This window comes from Mesorhizobium sp. J428, from assembly GCF_024699925.1.
Taxonomy (GTDB): Bacteria; Pseudomonadota; Alphaproteobacteria; order Rhizobiales; family Rhizobiaceae; genus Mesorhizobium_A.
Window position 1 is genome coordinate 2,296,710 of sequence record NZ_JAJOMX010000001.1, and the last position, 19,198, is coordinate 2,315,907.

General features: G+C 65.4%; 14 protein-coding genes, 1 tRNA gene and 4 pseudogenes. 11 read left to right on the top strand and 8 right to left on the bottom strand.

Annotated elements, in window-relative coordinates:
* Window positions 1-51: 51 nt before the first annotated feature.
* The 7 genes and pseudogenes from LRS09_RS11585 to mbfA all read left to right on the top strand — a co-directional run bounded on the left by LRS09_RS11585 (window position 52) and on the right by mbfA (window position 7,033).
* Window positions 52-1,795 (top strand): annotated as a pseudogene (locus LRS09_RS11585) (SulP family inorganic anion transporter).
* Window positions 1,796-1,910: 115 nt separating this feature from the next.
* Complete coding sequence (locus LRS09_RS11590) at window positions 1,911-2,228, top strand: YkgJ family cysteine cluster protein (protein ID WP_257806684.1); 318 nt, start codon at window positions 1,911-1,913, stop codon at window positions 2,226-2,228.
* Window positions 2,229-2,287: 59 nt separating this feature from the next.
* Complete coding sequence (locus tag LRS09_RS11595) at window positions 2,288-2,974, top strand: CerR family C-terminal domain-containing protein (protein WP_257806687.1); 687 nt, start codon at window positions 2,288-2,290, stop codon at window positions 2,972-2,974.
* A 60-nt stretch (window positions 2,975-3,034) separates the two neighbouring features.
* Complete coding sequence (locus LRS09_RS11600; RefSeq protein ID WP_257806689.1) at window positions 3,035-3,916, top strand: HlyD family secretion protein; 882 nt, start codon at window positions 3,035-3,037, stop codon at window positions 3,914-3,916.
* Window positions 3,913-4,830, top strand: coding sequence for an ABC transporter ATP-binding protein (locus LRS09_RS11605; protein ID WP_257806691.1), 918 nt, complete (start codon window positions 3,913-3,915; stop codon window positions 4,828-4,830). The genes LRS09_RS11600 and LRS09_RS11605 overlap by 4 nt, the downstream gene beginning before the upstream one ends.
* Window positions 4,827-5,963 (top strand): ABC transporter permease, encoded by a 1,137-nt coding sequence (locus LRS09_RS11610; RefSeq protein ID WP_257806694.1) that lies wholly within the window; start codon window positions 4,827-4,829, stop codon window positions 5,961-5,963. The genes LRS09_RS11605 and LRS09_RS11610 overlap by 4 nt, the downstream gene beginning before the upstream one ends.
* A gap of 86 nt (window positions 5,964-6,049) precedes the next feature.
* Window positions 6,050-7,033, top strand: coding sequence for an iron exporter MbfA (gene mbfA / locus LRS09_RS11615; protein ID WP_257806696.1), 984 nt, complete (start codon window positions 6,050-6,052; stop codon window positions 7,031-7,033).
* Window positions 7,034-7,086: 53 nt separating this feature from the next.
* Here the strand turns inward: mbfA and LRS09_RS11620 are convergent, their stop codons facing one another.
* From LRS09_RS11620 to LRS09_RS11635, 4 genes and pseudogenes are all read right to left on the bottom strand, one after another.
* A complete protein-coding gene (locus tag LRS09_RS11620) occupies window positions 7,087-7,593 on the bottom strand; it encodes a ferritin-like domain-containing protein (protein WP_257806698.1) in 507 nt (168 codons plus the stop codon).
* Between the two features lie 685 nt (window positions 7,594-8,278).
* Window positions 8,279-8,455: pseudogene (locus LRS09_RS11625) on the bottom strand (DUF1850 domain-containing protein); the annotation flags it as partial.
* Complete coding sequence (locus tag LRS09_RS11630) at window positions 8,455-10,554, bottom strand: TRAP transporter permease (protein WP_257806701.1); 2,100 nt, start codon at window positions 10,552-10,554, stop codon at window positions 8,455-8,457. The pseudogene LRS09_RS11625 and the gene LRS09_RS11630, both read right to left, overlap by 1 nt.
* 96 nt (window positions 10,555-10,650) lie before the next feature.
* Window positions 10,651-11,610, bottom strand: coding sequence for a TAXI family TRAP transporter solute-binding subunit (locus LRS09_RS11635; RefSeq protein WP_257806702.1), 960 nt, complete (start codon window positions 11,608-11,610; stop codon window positions 10,651-10,653).
* Window positions 11,611-11,787: 177 nt separating this feature from the next.
* Between LRS09_RS11635 and LRS09_RS11640 the strand changes: the two are divergent.
* Window positions 11,788-12,979: pseudogene (locus LRS09_RS11640) on the top strand (M24 family metallopeptidase).
* Between the two features lie 6 nt (window positions 12,980-12,985).
* Here the strand turns inward: LRS09_RS11640 and LRS09_RS11645 are convergent.
* The 3 genes from LRS09_RS11645 to LRS09_RS11655 all read right to left on the bottom strand — a co-directional run bounded on the left by LRS09_RS11645 (window position 12,986) and on the right by LRS09_RS11655 (window position 15,456).
* The gene (locus tag LRS09_RS11645) at window positions 12,986-13,597 is read right to left on the bottom strand and encodes a nucleoside triphosphate hydrolase (protein WP_257806704.1); all 612 of its coding nucleotides are present in this window, start codon (window positions 13,595-13,597) and stop codon (window positions 12,986-12,988) included.
* Between the two features lie 3 nt (window positions 13,598-13,600).
* Window positions 13,601-14,287: a D-lyxose/D-mannose family sugar isomerase gene (locus LRS09_RS11650; RefSeq protein ID WP_257806705.1), complete on the bottom strand. Its 687-nt coding sequence runs from the start codon at window positions 14,285-14,287 to the stop codon at window positions 13,601-13,603.
* 134 nt (window positions 14,288-14,421) lie between these two features.
* The gene (locus LRS09_RS11655; RefSeq protein WP_257806706.1) at window positions 14,422-15,456 is read right to left on the bottom strand and encodes a TRAP transporter substrate-binding protein; all 1,035 of its coding nucleotides are present in this window, start codon (window positions 15,454-15,456) and stop codon (window positions 14,422-14,424) included.
* A 315-nt stretch (window positions 15,457-15,771) separates the two neighbouring features.
* Here LRS09_RS11655 and LRS09_RS11660 point away from each other — a divergent pair, with 315 nt between their 5' ends.
* From LRS09_RS11660 to LRS09_RS11670, 3 genes are all read left to right on the top strand, one after another.
* Window positions 15,772-16,890, top strand: a complete 1,119-nt coding sequence (locus tag LRS09_RS11660; RefSeq protein WP_257806708.1) for a 5-methyltetrahydropteroyltriglutamate--homocysteine S-methyltransferase — start codon at window positions 15,772-15,774, stop codon at window positions 16,888-16,890.
* Window positions 16,891-17,456: 566 nt separating this feature from the next.
* Window positions 17,457-17,533: transfer RNA gene (locus tag LRS09_RS11665), tRNA-Arg, on the top strand.
* 470 nt (window positions 17,534-18,003) lie between these two features.
* Complete coding sequence (locus LRS09_RS11670; protein WP_257806710.1) at window positions 18,004-18,894, top strand: LysR family transcriptional regulator; 891 nt, start codon at window positions 18,004-18,006, stop codon at window positions 18,892-18,894.
* Here LRS09_RS11670 and LRS09_RS11675 read toward each other — a convergent pair.
* Window positions 18,867-19,013 (bottom strand): annotated as a pseudogene (locus LRS09_RS11675) (DUF2274 domain-containing protein); the annotation flags it as partial. The gene LRS09_RS11670 and the pseudogene LRS09_RS11675 overlap by 28 nt on opposite strands.
* Window positions 19,014-19,198 lie beyond the last annotated feature (185 nt).

The following is a 19,198-nucleotide window of genomic DNA, read 5'->3' on the forward strand; positions in this document are numbered from 1 at the left end:
GCCGCCGCCGACGATCCCGTTGCCTGGAGCGAACGGCGGGCGGGACGAAGCATGGCATTTCTGAGCGGTCAGCGGGCGAGCCGCGAGGATCAGCGGCCGAAGGCGACCTTCGCCGAACTGTTCACGCCGAAGCTGGTGACGGTGCTGCGCGAGGGCTACGGCCTGTCGCAGCTGCGCGCCGACGCGATCGCCGGCCTCACCGTGGCGATCGTTGCCTTGCCTCTGTCGATGGCGATTGCGATCGCCTCCGGCGTCACCCCGGCCCAAGGCTTATTCACCGCGATCGTGGGCGGCTTCCTGATCTCGGCGTTCGGCGGCAGCCGTTTCCAGATCGGCGGGCCCGCAGGCGCCTTCATCGTGCTCGTGGCTGCGACCGTTCATGAACATGGCGTCGACGGCCTGCTGCTCGCCACCTTCATGGCAGGAATCATGCTGCTCGCGATCGGCTACCTGCGCATCGGTGCCTACATCAAATACATTCCCTACCCGGTGACCGTCGGGTTCACCGCGGGCATCGCGGTGATCATCTTCGCCAGCCAGCTGCGCGACATGTTCGGCATCAGCCTTTCCGGCGGCGAACCGGGCGAGATCATTCCCAAGGTCGTAGCACTCTGGGGCGCCAGGGCGTCGGTCACCCCGGCCGCGATCGGCGTCGCCCTGCTCACTGTCGTCGTGATCCTCGGCCTCAAGAGGTTCCGCCCATCCTGGCCCGGAATGCTGATCGCGATCGCGGCCGCCTCCGTTGTGACCGCCTTCTTCGCCCTGCCGGTCGAGATCATCGCGACGCGCTACGGCGGCATTCCGCGCACGCTGCCTTTCCCGCAGCTTCCGGCCTTCAGCACTGATCTCGCGCTGGCGGTGCTGCCCGACGCCGTCTCCTTCGCCCTTCTCGGGGCGATCGAATCGCTGCTGTCCGCCGTCGTCGCCGACGGCATGACGGGACGCCGGCACCGCTCCAACTGCGAATTGGTGGCCCAGGGCTTCGCCAATATCGGCAGCGCGATCTTCGGCGGCATGACCGCCACCGGCACGATCGCCCGCACCGCGACGAACGTCCGCGCCGGCGCGCACGGTCCCGTCTCCGGCATCCTGCATGCGCTGTTCCTGCTGCTCTTCATGCTCGTGGCTGCACCGCTCGCCGGTTACATCCCGCTCGCCGCGCTCGCGGGCCTGCTCGCTGTCGTCGCCTGGAACATGGTGGAGAAGGATGCGTTCCGCGCGCTGCTGCGCTCCTCGGGCGGCGACGCGCTCGTGCTTCTGGTGACCTTCGCCCTGGTCGTCTTCCGCGACCTCACCGAAGGCATCGTCGTCGGCTTCCTGCTCGGATCGGTCCTGTTCATCGACCGCATGGCCAAGGCGGTCGCGATCGAGGCCCAGGTGCCCGCAGTGGCCGAGGACGTCGCCGACAGCACGGACCGCGAGCTGTACCCAACCGTCCGATGCGGCCGATCCGGACGTCGTGATCTACCGCATCTCCGGTGCCTTCTTCTTCGGCGCCGCCTCGACGGTGGGCGCGGTGCTCGACCGTATTGCCGACCAGCGCAAGGCCTTCATCCTCGACTGCTCGGCGGTGCCCTTCATCGATTCGACCGCGGCCAACGCGCTCGAAATGGCTGCGGCGAAGTCGGCGCGGGCGGGCGTGCGCTTCGTGATCGCGGGCGCGAGCCCGCAGGTGCGCCGCATGCTCTACGCGCACCACGTCCGTCCGCCGCATGTCCGTTTCCGCTCCAGTGTGGAGAAGGCGGTCGAGCAGGTTCATCGCGAGGTCGCCGCGCGGAACGCCGAGGCCGCCTGAGCTGTCGCCTCGTTTCCCTGCACGCCGCTTGAATGCGATCGCCCACTCGTGCGACATCGGTGGCAGCCCGCGCGGACGCTGTTTGTTTCTGGCGCGGTAGCCAGACAGGAGCGTCATGGACGCCGCCGACTTCGACTGCACCTCCTGCGGCGCATGCTGCGCGACCTCTTCGGAATGGCCGCGCTTCACGCTGGAGGACGACGCGCAGATCGCGCTGATCCCGCCGGAGCTGATCTCGGCGGACGAGGGCGGCATGCGTTGCACGGGCGCGCGCTGCAACGCCCTTTCCGGAGAAATAGGCAAGACGACTGCCTGCACCATCTACGCGGTGCGGCCGGATGTCTGCCACGCCTGCATGCCGGGCGATCCCGAATGTCTCTTTGCGCGGCGCGCCTGGGGCCTGCCGCCGCTTGACGTGCCCGCCTCCGCCTGAACGGAACTCCCTTTCTGGCATCGCTTGACATTTAATCAATCGTTTGATTAAATCCTGCCATGAAGCAGCATCATGAAAAGCCGGAACCCACCCAGCTGTCGAGCGCGGAGCAGACGCGCCTTGCGCTGATCCGGGCTGCGCTCACTCTGTTCGGGCGACATGGCTACGATGCGACGACGACGCGCGAGATCGCCGCCGCGGCGCGCGCGAACATCGGCTCGATCGCCTATCACTTCGGCGGCAAGGACGGTCTGCACGCCGCATGCGCGCAGCACATTGTCGAGACGATCCGCGGCATCGCCGGCGACGCGCTGGAGGTCCCCGAGGTGGCGCCCGACATTTCTCCCGAACAGGCCGGCATGATCCTCGAAGGCGCCCTTTCGCGCATGGTGGCCTTCATCGTAGCGCGCCCGGAAGGTGGCGAGATCGTCCAGTTCATCCTGCGCGAACTCAATCGCCCGACATCGGCGCTCAACACGATCTACTTCGGCGTCTTCGAACCCGTGCACAAGCGCCTGTGCGCCATCTGGTCGGCCGCGACGGGCGAAGAGCCCAACAGCGAGCGCACGATGCTCACCGTTTTTACGCTCCTTGGACAGGTCGTCTATTTCCGTATCGGACGGGAAGCCGTCTCCCGGCGCATGGGTTGGAAGGTGATCGGCCCAACGGAGGCGGACGCGATCATGGATGTCGCTCGCGCCAACCTGCGCGCGATCCTTGCGGCTCGGAGGGCCGAACAGGCATGAGCTTCCTCTACAGTCCCCATTCTCGCCTCGCTCCTGCCCGGCTGCGCCGCGGAGGCGCCATTGGCCGTCGGCTATGTCGAAGGCGAATACGTGCTCCTGGCGCCCAACGATGTGGCGGACGTGCTCACGGTGGCCGTGCGGCGGGGCGAGCGCGTCGCCTCGGGGCAGGTGGTGGCCGAGCTGGAGAGCGATGACGCCCGCATCGCGGTCGACCAGGCGACGGCAGCACTCGATCAAGCGCGGGCCCAGCTTGCGGACCTGAAGCTCGGCAAGCGGCCCGAGGAGATCGCCGTCATAGAGGCGACGCTGGCCTCGGCCGAGGCCCAGGCGCGCGCGGCGTCGCGCGATCTCGCCCGCACTGCCGATCTGGTCAAGCGGGGTGCTGCCACGCCTGCGGCCCTCGACACCGCCCAGACCGCGCTCGAACTCGCCGATGCCTCCGTCGAGCAAGCCAGGGCCAATGTCGCCGTCGCCCACCTGCCGGCCCGCGAGGAGACCATCCGCGCCGCCGAAAATCAGGTGCGGCAGGCGGAAGCCGCACTGGAAACCGCGAAATGGCGGCTCTCGAAGCGGCGCATCGTTGCGCAGGCACCCGGCCGCATCGGCGACGTGATCCGCAATCCGGGCGACGTGGCCGGTCCGTCCGCACCGGTGCTGTCCCTGCTGCCCGACGGTGCGGTCAAGCTCAAGCTCTATGTCGGCGAGGGTCAGTTCTCCGCGCTCTCGGTCGGGCGCAAGCTTGCCGTGCGCTGCGACGGATGCCCCGACGACCTGACCGCGACCGTCAGCTACATCTCGCCGGAGCCGGAGTTCACGCCGCCGGTGATCTACTCGCTCGAGCGCCGCCAGAAGCTCGCCTACCTCATCGAGGCGCGGCCGGACGCGGGTGCCGACGCGCTCCAGCCCGGGCAGCTGGTCGACGTCGTGCTGCAAGCGCCATGAACGCGATCGAGGTCAGCGGGCTCGTCAAACGCTTCGGCGACCGGACGGTGGTCGACCACGTGTCGATGAGCGTGGCGCAGGGCGAGATCGTCGGCTTCCTCGGCCCCAACGGCTCGGGCAAGACCACGACCATCCGCATGATGTGCGGCCTGCTGACGCCCGATGAAGGCGAGGGTCAGGTGCTCGGCTACGACATCCGCCGCCAGAGCCTGCTGATCAAGCGCGAGGTCGGCTACATGACGCAGAAGTTCTCGTTCTACGAGGACCTGACGATCGCCGAGAACCTCGAATTCGTGGCGCGGCTCTACCGGCTGAAGCCGGTCGCGAAATTTGTCGGCGAGACGCTGGAGGACCTCGGCCTCGCCACGCGACGCGGCCAGCTCGCGGGCACCCTGTCCGGCGGCTGGAAGCAGCGGCTGGCGCTCGCCGCCTGCATCATGCACCGGCCGAAGCTGCTGCTGCTGGACGAGCCGACCGCCGGCGTCGATCCGAAGGCGCGGCGCGAATTCTGGGACGAGATCCATCGGCTAGCCGCGCGTGGCCTCACCGTCCTGGTCTCGACCCACTACATGGACGAGGCGGAGCGCTGCCACCGCATCAGCTATATCTCCTACGGCAAGCTGCTCGCCACCGGCACGGTGGAAGAGGTGGTGCGCAAGGCGGGTCTTCTCACCTATGTCGTGCGCGGCCCCGGTCTCGATGAGATCGCGGCGAAGCTGCGCGGCGCGCCGGGCGTGGAGCAGGTCGCGGCGTTCGGCACGACGCTGCACGTGGTGGGCCTCGACCGGGACAAGCTCGAAGCCGCGCTCGATACGGTCAAGGGCGACGGCGTCACGGTCGAGGCGGGAGAGACCAGCCTGGAGGACGTGTTCATCCAGTTCATGGCGCGGTCGAAGGACAATATGGCGCAATGATGGGCTTCTTCTCCCTCGGCCGGCTGGGTGCGATGCTCATCAAGGAGTTCATCCAGATGCGGCGCGACCGCATCACCTTCGGCATGATGCTCGGCGTGCCGCTGGTCCAGCTCGTCCTGTTCGGCTACGCGATCAACACCGACCCGAAGCAGCTTCCGGCCGCGCTGGTCGCGCTCGGCAGCGACCGCTACACCCGCGCGATCGTGTCCTCGCTGGAGATGACCGGCTACTATCGTTTCGACTACGTCGTCGGCTCGGCCGCCGAGGCGGAAGAACTGATGGCCTCCGGCGAGGTCGCCTTCGTGGTGACGATCCCTTCGGACCTCGCGCGCCGGGTCGACCGCAAGGACCACCCGTCGATCCTGATCGAAGCGGATGCGACCGATCCTGCCGTCGCCTCTGGAGCGATCTCCACCGTCTCGACGGTCGCCTCGCGGGCCCTGCTGCGCGAGCAGGGGCAGGAGCAGGCGGCGGCGGAAGCCGCGGAGGGCCAGCTCGATGTCGTCGTCCACCGCCGCTACAACCCCGAGAGCATCTCGCAATACAACATCGTGCCGGGTCTGCTCGGCGTCATCCTGCAGATGACCATGGTGATGATGACCTCGATCGCTCTGACCCGCGAGACCGAGCGCGGCACGATGGAAAATCTGCTCGCCATGCCCACCAGCCCGGCCGAGGTGATGCTGGGCAAGGTGCTGCCCTATCTCGTCGTCGGCGCCGTGCAGGTGGCGGTCGTGCTGGTCGCGGCGAAGCTGTTGTTCGCCATCCCCTTTGTCGGCAGTCTCTGGCTCCTTCTGCTCGCGGTGCTGTCCTTCGTCTTTGCGCTGGTACTGCTGGGCTACACGATCTCGACCATGGCCAACACGCAGATGCAGGCGCTGCAGCTGACCTTCTTTTTCTTCCTGCCGTCTCTGATGCTGTCCGGCTTCATGTTCCCGTTTCGAGGCATGCCGCAATGGGCGCAGACCCTCGGCGAGTTCTTCCCGCTCACCCATTTCCTGCGCGTCGTCCGGGCGATCATGCTCAAGGGCGCGGAGCTTCCTGCGGTGGCCTTCGAGATCGGCATATTGGGCGTGTTCATCGTCGCCTATGCCGGCATTGCGCTTCTGCGTTTCCGGCGCACACTCGACTGAGCGGCCGTTCCGCCGCAGCCTGCTGCATTGCAACTCGCGCCGCATCTGATTAGATTAGAATAATTCTAAACTAGACGGTTCTTCTCATGCTTTCCCGTGTCTTCGGCTTCGGTCGCCGATCGTTCGATTCCCTCAGCGAGCAGGAGATCCTCGCGCTCGCCATCTCCTCGGAAGAGGACGATGCCCGTATCTACCGCGCCTATGCCGACGGTCTGGCGGATGCCTATCCGAACTCGGCCAAGGTGTTCGAGGAGATGGCGGCCGAGGAGGACAGCCATCGCGCCTCGCTCATCGAATTGCATCGTGCGCGCTTCGGCGATCGTATCCCGCTCATCCGCCGCGAGCACGTCCGCGGCTACTATGAGCGCAAGCCCGACTGGCTGGTGCGTCCGCTCGGCCTCGAGAAGGTGCGCTCCATGGCCGAGGAGATGGAGGCGCAGGCTGAGCTCTTCTACGTCGAGGCGGCCAAACGCACCTCCGACGCCTCGACGCGCAAGCTGCTCGGCGCGCTGGCGGCGGCCGAGAAATCGCATGAGACGCTCGCGCAGCGCCTCGGCCGGGAATATCTGAGCGGCGACGCCCGCAAGGAGGAAGACTTCGCCGAGCGGCGCCAGTTCATCCTGACCTATGTGCAGCCCGGTCTCGCCGGCCTTATGGACGGCTCGGTCTCCACGCTCGCGCCGATCTTCGCCGCTGCGTTTGCCACCGGCGACACCTGGCAGACCTTCCTCGTCGGCCTGTCGGCCTCCGTCGGCGCCGGTATCTCGATGGGCTTCACCGAGGCTGCGCATGACGACGGCAAGCTCTCCGGCCGCGGCTCGCCTATCAAGCGCGGCCTGGCCTCCGGTATCATGACCGCTGTCGGTGGCCTCGGCCACGCGCTTCCTTATCTCATTCCGGACTTCTGGACCGCCACGACAGTCGCAGCCGCCGTCGTGTTCGTCGAGCTCTGGGCAATCGCCTTCATCCAGAACCGCTATATGGACACGCCCTTCCTGCGCGCAGCTCTCCAGGTGGTGCTGGGCGGCGGCCTCGTCTTCGCCGCCGGCGTCCTCATCGGCAGCGCATAGAAAAGGGCCGGCTGTGGCCGGCCCTTGAAGGTCGCGAAGCGTCTTGCCTGCGCCTATTCGGCCGCCAGCAAGTTGATCTTGCGCTCCGCAAGGCTGGTGAGCTTCTTGTCGGTGGCGATCTCTTCCTTGAGGGTCTTTTCCAGCACGGAGGCGCAGTCGCTCCGGCCGAGCTTGTTGGCCCACTCGACCAGCGTGCCGTAGCGCGTGATCTCATAGTGCTCCACGGCCTGCGCAGCGGCAATCAGCGCGGCATCGAGCACCTGGTCGTCCGCCACGTCGCCGGCGATCTCGTCGGCTTCCTCAAGGATGCCGTCGATGGCCGGGCAATTCACCGCCTTAGCCTTCGCGCCATGCATCTCGAACACCTGCTCAAGCCGCTCGATATGGACCTTCGATTCCTCGAGATGCTTTTCGAACCCCTGCTTCAGTTCGGTGTTCGTCGCCTTCTTCGCCATCTTCGGCAGGTTCTTCACAATCTGCTTCTCGGCGTAGTAGATGTCTTGCAGCGTGTGGACGAAGAGGTCGTCCATCGTCTTGATGTCTTTCGAAAACAGACCCATTTTCCTGGCCCTTCCTGTTCATGTTGTTGTGGAGGCAAGGACTGAATGTCCTCTCAAGCCGAAGTTTCATCGGCCTGGCGGGAGAACGCCCGGCGGCTGGCGCGGTTCCGCCCGGGGATTGTTGTCATTTCGCAACACGGCCCGTCTGTGTGACGGGATTCGCAGAACCGGCCCCGAAACGCCGTAATTTTTCCTCTCCGGCGACACGAACGGACGGTTCCTGTCTATTCGTTAAAAGCCGGATTCACCGGGTGTTCACGATCGTTTGCTAAAGTTTGCGGCGTCGGAAGGGACATTCCGAGGGACAGGGTTAGGTAAGATGTCTTTCTGGTCAACCATTGGCCACTACGCGGTGGCCATACGTGAATTCGTTGCGCCCAGCTATCGCCCGGAGCGGCATTATATGCGCGGCCCCGGACCGGCCTGCGCGCGCCGCACGGGCAGCACCTCGCTCCAGGCGCGTGTCACGTTTCACTGAGCGTCGGCGGGCAGCGCCTCGCCGTCGGCGCACGCCCTGATCTCGGCCGGAGCTGCGGCGGTCTCCCCCACACGCAAGCATTTGCCGTCGGCGCAGATCTCCCAGCCTCCCGCCGTCGCCCCCGAGCGCGCGAGAAGCAGCGCCTTGCGGGGCGCGAGTGTCGGGTACGTAGCGCCAGACGCCGTCCTGCAGCACGGCGCCGTCCGGTATCTCCATTCCCGCGCCGGAACCTTTGACGCGCGCCTCGACGATCCTGAGGCCGGCGTCCGAAAGCACCCAGTCCTCTTCCCACCGAACCTTCTCGACCGAATGCGTCCAGGCGAGCGTGAAGGCGGATAGCGCCACCATCGCCGCCTTGCCGCCCGCGATGAGGCAGACCGGCATCAGGCGGTACGCACCGTCGCGGTCCGGCCACGCCACCAGTGCAGGCCGATCACGATCGCGGCGAGCGCGAAGCCGATCTCGTCCGTCCAGGGCAGCGCAAGCACCAGCAGGAATGCGGATGCCGTCGCCAGCAACCGTTCCCACAGCCGCATCGGCGATAACAGGAAGCCCACGACCGCGGCGCCCCAGAGCCCGATGCCGAGGCACGCCTTGAAGACGATGTAGGCGACCTCGACCGGATAGCCGACCACGGCCGCCATCGGCCCGGGATCCTGCAGCATCAGGGCCGGCGTGTAGACAGCCATGAACGGCACCACGAAGCCGGCCACGGCCAGCTTGCTCGCCTGTATGGCGATCTTCATGCCCGAGACCTTGGCCATCGGCGCGGCGGCAAAGGCTGCCAGGGCCACCGGCGGCGTGAGGTCCGCCATGATGCCGAAATAGAAGACGAACATGTGGCTGACGAGCAGCGGCACGCCGAGCTCGAGCAGAGCGGGACCGGCGAGCGAGGAGGTGATGATGTAGTTGGGGATGGTCGGGATACCCATTCCGAGCACCAGGCAGGTCAGCATGGTCAGCGCCAGCGACAGGAACAGGTTGTTCTCGCCGATGGCGATGATCGCACCGATGAAGGTCGAGGCGATGCCTGTTAGCGTCAGCGTGCCTATGACTATGCCGACGATGGCGCAGGCGATGCCGACCGGCAGCGCGTTCTTCGCTCCCTCCGCCAGCGAGTCGCGGCAGATCAGCAGCGTCTCCCGTCCACCCTTGAACAGCAGGCAGGCGCCGACCAGCGCTGCGATGACGATGGCGAGCAGGTCGACGCCGTAGCTGACGAAGGATGCCGCCGCCAGGCCGAGCGCGATCCAGAAGACGACGCGGAAGGCGAGCGGCCCGATCAGTGCGGCGAGGGGCGTGCCGAGGATCAGAACCACCGTCAGCGCCAGCCCCATCGTGCCGGCAAAGATCGGCGTGTAGCCGGCGAAGAGCAGGTAGACGAGGGCCGCCAGCGGCAACACCAGCGGCCAGTGCTGCCGAACCGCGTCCCACGGATTTGGCAGCTCCGCCTTGCTCATGCCCTTCAGGCCGAACTTGCCGGATTCCAGATGCACCATCCAGAAACAGGCGCCGAAATAGAGCATGGCGGGGATGATCGCGGCCTGCACCACCGCGGCGTAAGGGACATTCAGCGTCTCGGCCATGATGAAGGCGACGGCGCCCATCACCGGCGGCATGATCTGTCCGCCCATCGAGGAGGTCGCCTCGACGCCGCCTGCGAAGGCTGCACGAAAGCCGAACCGTTTCATCAGCGGGATCGTGAACTGGCCGCTCGCGACGACATTGGCGACGCCCGAGCCCGAGATCGTGCCCATCAGCGCCGATGACAGCACGCAGACCTGCGCCGGCCCGCCGCGCCAGGAGCCGACCAGGCCGAGCGCGAAATCGTTGAACAGCGCGATCATTCCCGCGCGTTCGAGGAACGCGGCGAAAACGACGAAGATGAAGATGTAGGCCGCCGAAACGTAGACCGGCGTGCCGTATATGCCTTCCGTCCCATAGGCGAAGTGTTCGATCAGCAGCGCGAAATCGTAGCCGCGGTGAACGAAAGGAGCCGGCAGGTATTGCCCGAGGAAGCAGTAGGCGAGGAAGATGCCGGCTATGATGGCGAGCGGCAGGCCCATCAGCCGCCGCGCGCCCTCGAAGACCAGCGCGATCAGCAGCGTTCCAACCACAAGGTCCGGCACCGTCAGGAAGCCGGAGCGGAAGATCAGCGCCTCGTAGAACACCCAGTTGTAGACGCCGGTGAGAAAGCCGAGCACGCCGAGCGTCCAGAACCAGGTCTTCGCCAACGGGCTCGATGCCCTGAGATTGGCAAGCAGGCCGAAGCCGAGCAGCAGCAGGAAGCCGACATGCATCGCCCGCACCACCTGGCTCGGCAGGCTGCCATAGGCGGCGGTCCAGAGCTGGAAGGCGGAGAAGGCGATGGCGATGCCGAAGGCGACCGTGCCCGCCCGCCCGATGCCGAAGCCGTCGGGAAGCCCTTCGACGGGCGGCGTCTCGTCCGGCAGGCCGTGCGTGCGGGTCTCTGTGGTCGTCATGCGAGCCTCAATCGGTTTTCCCACACACAAACGACCACTCCCCCCGCTGCCTTTGGAGGCAGGGGAGCGGCCGTCATGGATCGCGCCGCCTACGGCCTATTTGATCAGCCCCTTTTCCTTGTAGTAGCGCTCTGCGCCGGGATGGAGCGGGACGGGCATGCCGTCGAGCGCCTTCTCGACATTGATGGCCTTTGCCGCGGCATGCGCGGCCGCCATCTGGTCGAGATGCTCGAACATCAGCTTGGTCATCTGGTAGGCCGTCTCGTCGGACACGCCATCATGTGTGACGAGGAAGTTGCCCACCGCCGCAGTCGCCACGTCGGCCGTCTGGCCGTCATAGGTTCCCGCAGGGATGGTGACGGCGAGATAGGGTGCGCCGACCTTCTCGACGACGTCGGCGGGGACGGCAACGACATTGATCTTCAGCGACGTTGCGAGGTCGCGGATCGAAGCGACGCCGAGCCCGGCCGACTGCAGCGTGGCATCCAACTGGCGGTTCTTGATCAGCTCGACCGATTCCGCGAAGGGCAGGTATTCCGTCTTGCCGAGGTCCGAATAGCTCATGCCGGCCGCGGCGAGGATCGCGCGGGCGTTGAGCTCGGTGCCGGATTTGGGCGCGCCGACCGACAGGCTCTTGCCCTTAAGGTCGGCCAGGCTCGTCACGCCGGAGTCGGCGGATGCCACGATCTGGATGTAGTTGGGGTAGATCGCCGCGATTCCGCGCAGCTTGTCGAGCTTGCCCGGATAGCCGGCCTCCGTATTTCCCTCCCAGGCGAATTTCAGCGAGTCGCCGAGCGTGAAGGCGATCTCACCCTTGCCCTGCTGCAGCAGGTTCAGGTTCTCGACCGAGGCCTTTGTCGCCTGCACCTGGGTGCGCGCCCCTGGGATGCCCTTGCCATAGATCTCGGACAGCGCGACGCCCAACGGGTAGTAGACGCCTGAGGTGCCGCCGGCCAGAACGTTGATGAATTCGTCGGCTCGCGCGGCCGTGCCGGCCGCCGCCAGCGAGAGTGCGATTGCCCCGGCGGCTGCGAGCCGCGCTGCGGAATGTTTCATCGAAAATCTCCTCCTGGTCTGCGCCGGCTCCTCCCGCGCGATCGAGGACATGTTAGTCATCGCACGACGATTGCCAACCCTCGCCGTGTAATCCCTTCGTCAGGTGTTCTGGCTGGACCAGTTCCCTTCCGCGCCGCTTCGGTCTAGAAGGGAGGCGCGCGCATCTGGGAGGAAACCATGACCGCATCGTCCGCCCGGCCTCAGACCGCCGGCGCTCCGTTTGATCAAGACAAGCTCGACCGGCTGATGGACGAAGCCGGCATCGATGTCGTGCTCGCCACGTCGAAGCACAATGTGCAATATCTGCTCGGCGGCTACCGCTACATCTTCTTCCACGCCATGGATGCGATCGGCCACAGCCGCTATCTCCCCGTGGTGATCTATGTCCGTGGCAAGCCCGATCACGCCGCTTATGTCGGCAATCGGATGGAAGGCCATGAGCAGCAGGTGAACCCGTTCTGGACCCCGTCGGTGTTCACGACCTGCTGGGGATCGGTGGATGCCGCCAGGGAGGCCGCTGCCCATCTGAGGAAAATTGGTCTGGCCAGTTCGAGAATTGGACTCGAGCCAGGCTTCGTCCCGCACGACGCCTGGACCACGCTTCAGTCCGAACTCGGCGATGCGAAGCTCGTCGACGCGACCAGCATGCTGGAACGGCTGCGGGCCATCAAGACGCCGGAGGAACTGGCCAGGCTGCGACTCGCGTCGGAACTGATCACGGATTCGATGCTCGCCGTCTTCGCCAGCCAGCGCGAAGGATCGTCCAAGGGCGACATCGTCGAGCGGCTGCGCCGCGAGGAAACCAACCGCGGCCTCACCTTCGAATATGCGCTCATCACGCTGGGCCCCAGCCACAACAGGGCAGTGTCGCCGCAGACCTGGCGCAAGGGCGAGGTGATGTCGCTCGATTCCGGCGGCAACTATCACGGCTATATCGGCGACCTCTGCCGCATGGCCGTGCTGGGCGAGCCCGACCAGGAGCTCAAGGACCTGCTCGAAGAAGTCGACGCGGTCCAGCAGGCCGCATTCTCGCGCATCCGGCCGGGGTACTGCGGGCGGCGACATGATCGCCCATGCGGAGAAGGTGCTGAAAGCCTCCCCTGTTGCGCCCTACACGGATTTCTTCGCCCACGGCATGGGCCTCGTCAGCCACGAGGCGCCGTTCCTGATGACCAATCATCCTGTCGCCTATGAGGGCGTCGACGCCGACAAGCCGCTTGAGGCCGGCATGGTGATCTCGGTCGAGACGACGATGCTCCATCCCTCGCGCGGCTTCATCAAGCTGGAGGACACGATCGCGGTGACGGCCGACGGCTACGAGCTGATGGGCGCGCGCGGCCGCGGCTGGAACATCGGCGGCACAGAGTAGCCCGCCTCAGAGCGTGAAATCCGCCACCCCGCTGCGGGCGGCGGTGCGCCGCGCGTTCGGAATATCGTTCGACAGCGCCTTCTCGCGTGCCTCGTCAGGCGCGAAGCCATGGTCGAGCCAGCGCTGCACCAGCCGGCGCTCGAGCTCGTCCACCGGCACGTCGAGCCACACCGTCATGTCGAACGCGCCGGCGAGGCCGTTCCAGGGCGTCTCGTCGAGCAGCAGGTAATTGCCCTCGACAAGCAGGATCTGCGTCTCGTCCGGCACGATCGCCGCGCCGGCCCGCGATATCTCGATCGAGCGGTCGAAGACCGGAATCGCCACTTCCGCCTCCCGCGCACGCAGGCGCATCATAAGGTGACGGAATCCTGCGACGTCGAATGTCTCCGGCGCGCCCTTGCGCGGCAGCAGCCTGCGCGCGGACAGCACCCCGTCGTCGAAATGGAAGCCGTCCATCGGAATGACCGCGACGCTTTCGCCCGACGCCTCGATCCGCTCGCGAAGCCGCTCGGCGAGCGTCGACTTGCCGGAGCCCGGCGCTCCCGCGATACCCACGATCAGCCGGTCGCGGCCACTGGCGCGCGCCATGATCACAGCAAGAAGGCTCGCCTCGTCCATGCGTCAGGCAAGCCAGGTGTCGTAGTCGGAGACGAGCAGATGCGCCGGCGGCTCGTCCTCCTCGATCTCGGAGAAGCGCGCGATCGGCTCGGAGAAGACGTTGTCCGTCAGGTCGTCGTTGACGGTCGACACTTCGCCGATCAGCACGTCCGCCTCCTCGCCCCAGAAGGCGTGCCAGACGCCGGGCAGCAGCGTCACGCTCTCGCCGGGCGCCAGTCGCAGGATCCCGCCCGCCGGCAGCGTCCGCATGACGCCGTCCGTTGGCACCGACACGTCCTCGCCACGGTCGATCAGCCCGTCCGGCCCTGAGGCGTAGAGCTTCAGTGCCAGCGCGCCGCCGCCGCGATTGATGATGTCCTCCGCCTTGACGTTGTGGCGATGCATCGGCGCAACCTGGTCCTTGCGCGAGATCATGATCTTCTCGGCATAGAGCATGCCGCGTCCGTGACGCAGGTCCGCAGCGTCGCCGTTGCGTGCGGTGAAGAGGAAAAGCCCGCGCCTGGCGAAATCGCCGCGGCCGTAATCGGTGATGTCCCAGCCTAGCCGGCGCTCGACGATGCCGGCGATCTCGCCGCGCCGGGCGCGCATCTCGTCCGGCGTCCAATAGGCGAAGGGCGGCAGGATCTGCCCGTGCGTTCGCATGAACGCGTCGCCGTCGCGAAGGATGCGGTTGACCTCGGAGCGCTTCATCGACCGTTCTCCCGGCAGCCGGCGGCAAGTTGCGTCCGGCCGCTGCCTCTATCCGTCGATATCCCGGATCGGTCAAGCGGCACGAGAAAGCCGGCCGCGTCGCCGCGGCCGGCTCTGTTCAGTCCGTCGTCAGCCTACATGCCGGTCGAGTATTTCTCGACGAGGCTGCGAGCTTCCGACACCAGCGCCTTGCCGTCCTTGCCCTTGGCGGTCATTTCCGCTTCCCAGGCCTCGACCAGCGGCGCGGCGGCGTCCTTCCAGCGCTGCGTCTCGGCTTCGTCCAGCGTGACGATGTTGTTGCCGAGCTTCTCGGCGATCGCGAGGCCGACCTTGTCCCCGTCGTCCATCACCTTGCCGAAGAAGGCGGCTGTCTCGATGCCGGAATTGTCGTCGATGACCTTCTTCAGGTCGTCCGGCAGCTTGTCGTAGGACGCCTTGTTCATCGCCACCACGAAGGTCTGGGTGTAGAGGCCGTGCTTGCCGGAGAAGCCGGTATGGTTCTTCACCAGCTCGGCCACCTTGAGCGAGGGGGTCACTTCCCACGGGATCGTTGTGGCGTCGATCACGCCCTTGGAGAGCGCCTCCGTCACGGCCGGCACGGGCATGCCGACCGGCGTGGCGCCGAGCTTCTCCAGCATCTGGTTGATCATGCGCGAACCGCCACGCACTTTCAGTCCCTTCATGTCCTCCAGCTTGGTCACCGGATTCTTCGAATGGATCAGACCGGGGCCGTGCGCATGCCACGCGATGACCTTCCAGTCCTTGAATTCGTCCATGCAGTGCTTTTCGCAATACTCCTGCACCGCCCGCGAGGTCGCCTCGCCCGTCGTCATCATGAACGGCAGCTCAAACGCCTCCGTCGACGGGAAACGGCCGGGCGTGTAGCCGATGACGGTCCAGACGATGTCGACGACGCCGTCCTTGGCCTGGTCGATCAGTTCCGGCGGCTTGCCGCCCAGCGCCATCGCGTCGAACTGGTCGATCTTGAGGCGCCCGCCCGATTCCTTCATCACCTTCTCGGCCCAGGGCCGCAGCGCCTTGGCGGGGATAGTCGCCTGTGGCGGCAGCATCTGGTGCAGCTTGAGCGTCGCGTCCTGCGCCCACGCGGCACCTGTGATCGTGCCGAGCGCAACCGTTGCACCCAGCAGCATGCGTGTCAGTCTGGTCATGGCATTCTCCTCCCTGGATAGCGTGATCAGATGGGTGATTGTTATACAAAAGAACGAATTTGGAAATGGTCTCTTCGAATGAAGAGTTCACCCTGCCGCTTTCGGTATACAGACAGTGCGGCATTTGGAATTTCACCCGCCCCATGAGTCATTCTTAGCTCGACTTCCTGCAGACCGCGAGAGGGAGCAGGCATGGAATTTGGGCGGCCGTGGTCGCACGTCACTTGTCCTGTATACAGTGAATTGCCAGGCTGGCCGATGTATGGCAGCTTCCGGCCTGGCTCGGATTGCAGCCATAGAATCCGCGGAGGACACATGCCCACCCCACCCTATCGCGCCGACCATGTCGGCAGTCTTTTGCGCCCCGAACCGGTCAAGGCCGCGCGCAAGGCCCATTACGAGGACCACACCCTAGACAAGGAAGAGCTGAAGGAGATCGAGGACGAAGCGATCCGCGAGGCAGTGCGCCAGCAGGAGGAGGCCGGGCTGCTGGCCGTCACCGACGGCGAGTTCCGCCGTTCCTTCTGGCACTACGACTTCATGGGCGAACTCAGCGGCTTCGACCTGGAGGAGCGTGACGAAGGCATCCAGTTCCACGGCGTGAAGCTCCGGCCCATCTTCCCGACGATCAAGGAGAAGCTCGACTTTCCCGACGATCATCCGATGCTCGACCACTACCGCTACGTCGCCTCGGTGACGAAGGTCACGCCGAAGATCTCGATTCCCGGCCCGTCCTGTTGTCACTTCCGCGTCGCGAAGGCCGACATCCATCCGAAGGAATATCGCGACGACCCGGAAGCGCTGTTCGCCGATTTGGCGAAAACCTATGCGAAGGCGGTGAAGGCGTTCTACGATGCCGGCTGCCGCTACCTGCAGATGGACGACATCTTCTTCGCCTATCTCTGCGACCCCAAGCATCGGGCTGCGAAGAAGGCTGATGGCCAGGATCCGGACTGGCTGATCGAGCGCTATGCCTGGATGATGCACGAGGCGATCAAGGATCGCCCCGACGACATGCTGATCGCCATGCACATGTGCCGCGGCAACTTCGCCTCCACCTATGCGGCCGAGGGCGCCTACGACCCCGCGGCCGACGCGATCTTCAACCAGACCGGCGTCGACGTCTATTTCATGGAATACGACACCGAGCGCGCCGGCGGGTTGGAGCCGCTTCGCCTGCTGCCGCGTGGCAACAAGCGCGTCCTGCCGGGCTTCATCACCACCAAGACAGGTGATCTGGAAAAGCTCGACGATCTCAAGCGCAAGTTCGACGCCGCGTCGAAGTTCGCCGATATCGCCCAACTCGGCATCGCCCCGCAATGCGGCTTTGCCTCGACCGAGGAGGGCAACAAGGTGACGGCCGACGACCAGCGCCGCAAGCTCGACCTGGTCGTGAAGACCGCCGAGGCGATCTGGGGCGGCGTCGACAGATAGACGCGTTGACAGGCTTGCCCAGCCGCCGGCGCACCGCAGGACCGCACCCCGCACCTGCCGCGCCGGCGACCGACAAGCGTTGTCGCGGAAGGTTGGTCCGTGCGTCTATACGTCGTACACCGTCGTGAAAGCACTGGTTCTCTCGGCGGTCCTGCTTCCGGAGAAAGCCGATGGCCTAGATGTCTTTTCGGCGTTGAAGGCCTGCTGTTGATCGGCTATGAGAGACCGCGAAGCCCTTGCTTCTCCCTTGGCCTGCACCCGTAGCTCAGCTGGATAGAGCGTTGCCCTCCGAAGGCTCGTGTCAAGACAGTTCGTGCAAGGAAGGAGTTGAAAACTAGGTAGAATATCAAGGACTTGTAAGACTATCGCCTGTCCGTCCAAACCGCAAAAAAGCCCGCGTAAGCGTCGCGTAAGCAGTTGCCGGGATAGCGTGGAGGCGAAACGGCTAGATTGGCGTAGCGTCGCGAACCACCAATTTGCGGTCCCGTCTTACAGGCAGAATCGAATCGGCAAGTGCCGAGTCCGTTGACCACTCTTGGTTGGCCGGGCTAGGCGAAAATTTAGATGCACCCGTAGCTCAGCTGGATAGAGCGCCACCCTCCGAAGGTGGAGGCCACAGGTTCGAATCCTGTCGGGTGCGCCAACCTGCCAGGTTGGGGTCGAGGGCCGAATCCCTTCGCCTGCTCAAAACTTCCCAAGAAAATCAAGCGTTTGAGAACGGCCCAGTGGGACCGTTTTTTGCTTAGAGCGCCCAACCCGTCGTTGTCTAGGTGCAATCTATGCGCCCGGACGAAAGTTGGCCGGACGGATGCCCATAGCGCTGACGGTGGACCACCTGACAAGGGAACTAACCGCCGGATATCGGCCGCCTAAGTATGCGAATGCTTCTCACCAGTGTTTCTAGGCTCATCGAATTATACACCTGTCAGCGGCTCTTGTGATCCGAGTCGGTTGCACGGTCGGGGCGGTCACAATTCCTTCGTGTCAAAGGCATACAATTGAAAAGGTCGCGCATCGGCCGAACACAAAGTCTCCCGGTGACGCCAGGCTGGGCGGGGCTGGAAGCGCCAGGAGGAGTTCGGATCACTGGCAGCGGGTATCGAACTGAGACATTTGCGCTATGCGGTCACCGCTGCTCATTTCCAGAGCTTCCGGCGTGCGGCTGAGGAACTGGGTGTCAAGCAGTCGACGCTGAGCCGCTGCATTCGCCAGATGGAAGACCGACTGGGCGTCAAGGTGTTCGAGCGAACCAGCGGCGGTGTGCACCTGACGACCGCAGGCGAAGAAGTATTGCGCACCTCCCGCCATCTAGTTGAGACCGTCGATCACATGGCGGCGACCGCCAGGGACATGGGCAGGGGCGAATCCGGCCAGCTCACCATCGGGTTCTACACGTCGCTCTCGGCCGGAAACCTGCGTGCCAGCCTGATGGAGTATGCGGCCCGCTTCCCGATGGTGGACATCCGAACGGTCGAGGGTGCGCGAAGATGCCTGTTCGCCAGCATGGAGCGCGGCACGCTCGACGTGGCGATCGTCACCGGAGAGCCGAGCACGCGCGACGTGAAGACCATGCCGCTTTGGAGCGAGCGTGTCATGGTCGCGCTGCCCGAAGGCCACCGGCTGGCGAGCAACAACATCGTCTACTGGACCGATCTCAAGGACGAGACGTTCCTTCTTAGCCAGCGCGATCCGGGACCGGAGATCCAGGACATCCTTCTGGCGAAGCTCGCCGCGCCCGGCGAGCGGCCGAAGGTGATCAGCCATGATATCAGCCGCGAGAACATCAAGAGCCTGGTCGGCGCGGGATTCGGCGTCGGCCTGATGTGCGAGGCATGCATTGGCGCCAGCTATGTGGGCGTCGTCTATCGCGAGGCGCGCGACGGCAACGGCCCGAGCCGGATCAGCTATGCCGCCTACTGGCAAGGCGACAACGACAATCCGGCGCTGGCGCATTTCCTCAAGCTGCTCGAGGAGCGCTACCCCTTGCTGTCCAACTGCGAATGAGAATTCCGCCGCGCCTTGGCGAAGGCGCGATCGGTCGCCATGAAGCGTTCCACCATCGGGGCGATCAGCTTGGCCGGTTCACCGACAGGCTGGCCCGTCTCCCGGCCCAGGACCTCGGCATTATCCAGACTCTATGAAGGTGTCTCACGCCTGTGATGTCTGGTTGCTATGACGATTGCGAACATGCGCCCGATGACGAGGTTGGCGGGGTCGTTGATCGCCGGGGCGGGCTCGAGCCCGTCCCGGCGATCAACGACCCCGAAGGAGGTCTTATCCCGGGACTGACTTCACCGATCTGGCCTCT

Bases quoted from the DNA above. Each gene is read 5' to 3' on its own strand.
- LRS09_RS11655 (WP_257806706.1), bottom strand. From the start codon at position 15,456: ATGACCAGACTGACACGCATGCTGCTGGGTGCAACGGTTGCGCTCGGC.
- mbfA (WP_257806696.1), top strand. From the start codon at position 6,050: ATGCTTTCCCGTGTCTTCGGCTTCGGTCGCCGATCGTTCGATTCCCTC.
- LRS09_RS11610 (WP_257806694.1), top strand. From the start codon at position 4,827: ATGATGGGCTTCTTCTCCCTCGGCCGGCTGGGTGCGATGCTCATCAAG.
- LRS09_RS11630 (WP_257806701.1), bottom strand. From the start codon at position 10,554: ATGACGACCACAGAGACCCGCACGCACGGCCTGCCGGACGAGACGCCG.
- LRS09_RS11635 (WP_257806702.1), bottom strand. From the start codon at position 11,610: ATGAAACATTCCGCAGCGCGGCTCGCAGCCGCCGGGGCAATCGCACTC.
- LRS09_RS11620 (WP_257806698.1), bottom strand. From the start codon at position 7,593: ATGGGTCTGTTTTCGAAAGACATCAAGACGATGGACGACCTCTTCGTC.
- LRS09_RS11660 (WP_257806708.1), top strand. From the start codon at position 15,772: ATGCCCACCCCACCCTATCGCGCCGACCATGTCGGCAGTCTTTTGCGC.
- LRS09_RS11605 (WP_257806691.1), top strand. From the start codon at position 3,913: ATGAACGCGATCGAGGTCAGCGGGCTCGTCAAACGCTTCGGCGACCGG.
- LRS09_RS11590 (WP_257806684.1), top strand. From the start codon at position 1,911: ATGGACGCCGCCGACTTCGACTGCACCTCCTGCGGCGCATGCTGCGCG.
- LRS09_RS11595 (WP_257806687.1), top strand. From the start codon at position 2,288: ATGAAGCAGCATCATGAAAAGCCGGAACCCACCCAGCTGTCGAGCGCG.
- LRS09_RS11650 (WP_257806705.1), bottom strand. From the start codon at position 14,287: ATGAAGCGCTCCGAGGTCAACCGCATCCTTCGCGACGGCGACGCGTTC.
- LRS09_RS11645 (WP_257806704.1), bottom strand. From the start codon at position 13,597: ATGGACGAGGCGAGCCTTCTTGCTGTGATCATGGCGCGCGCCAGTGGC.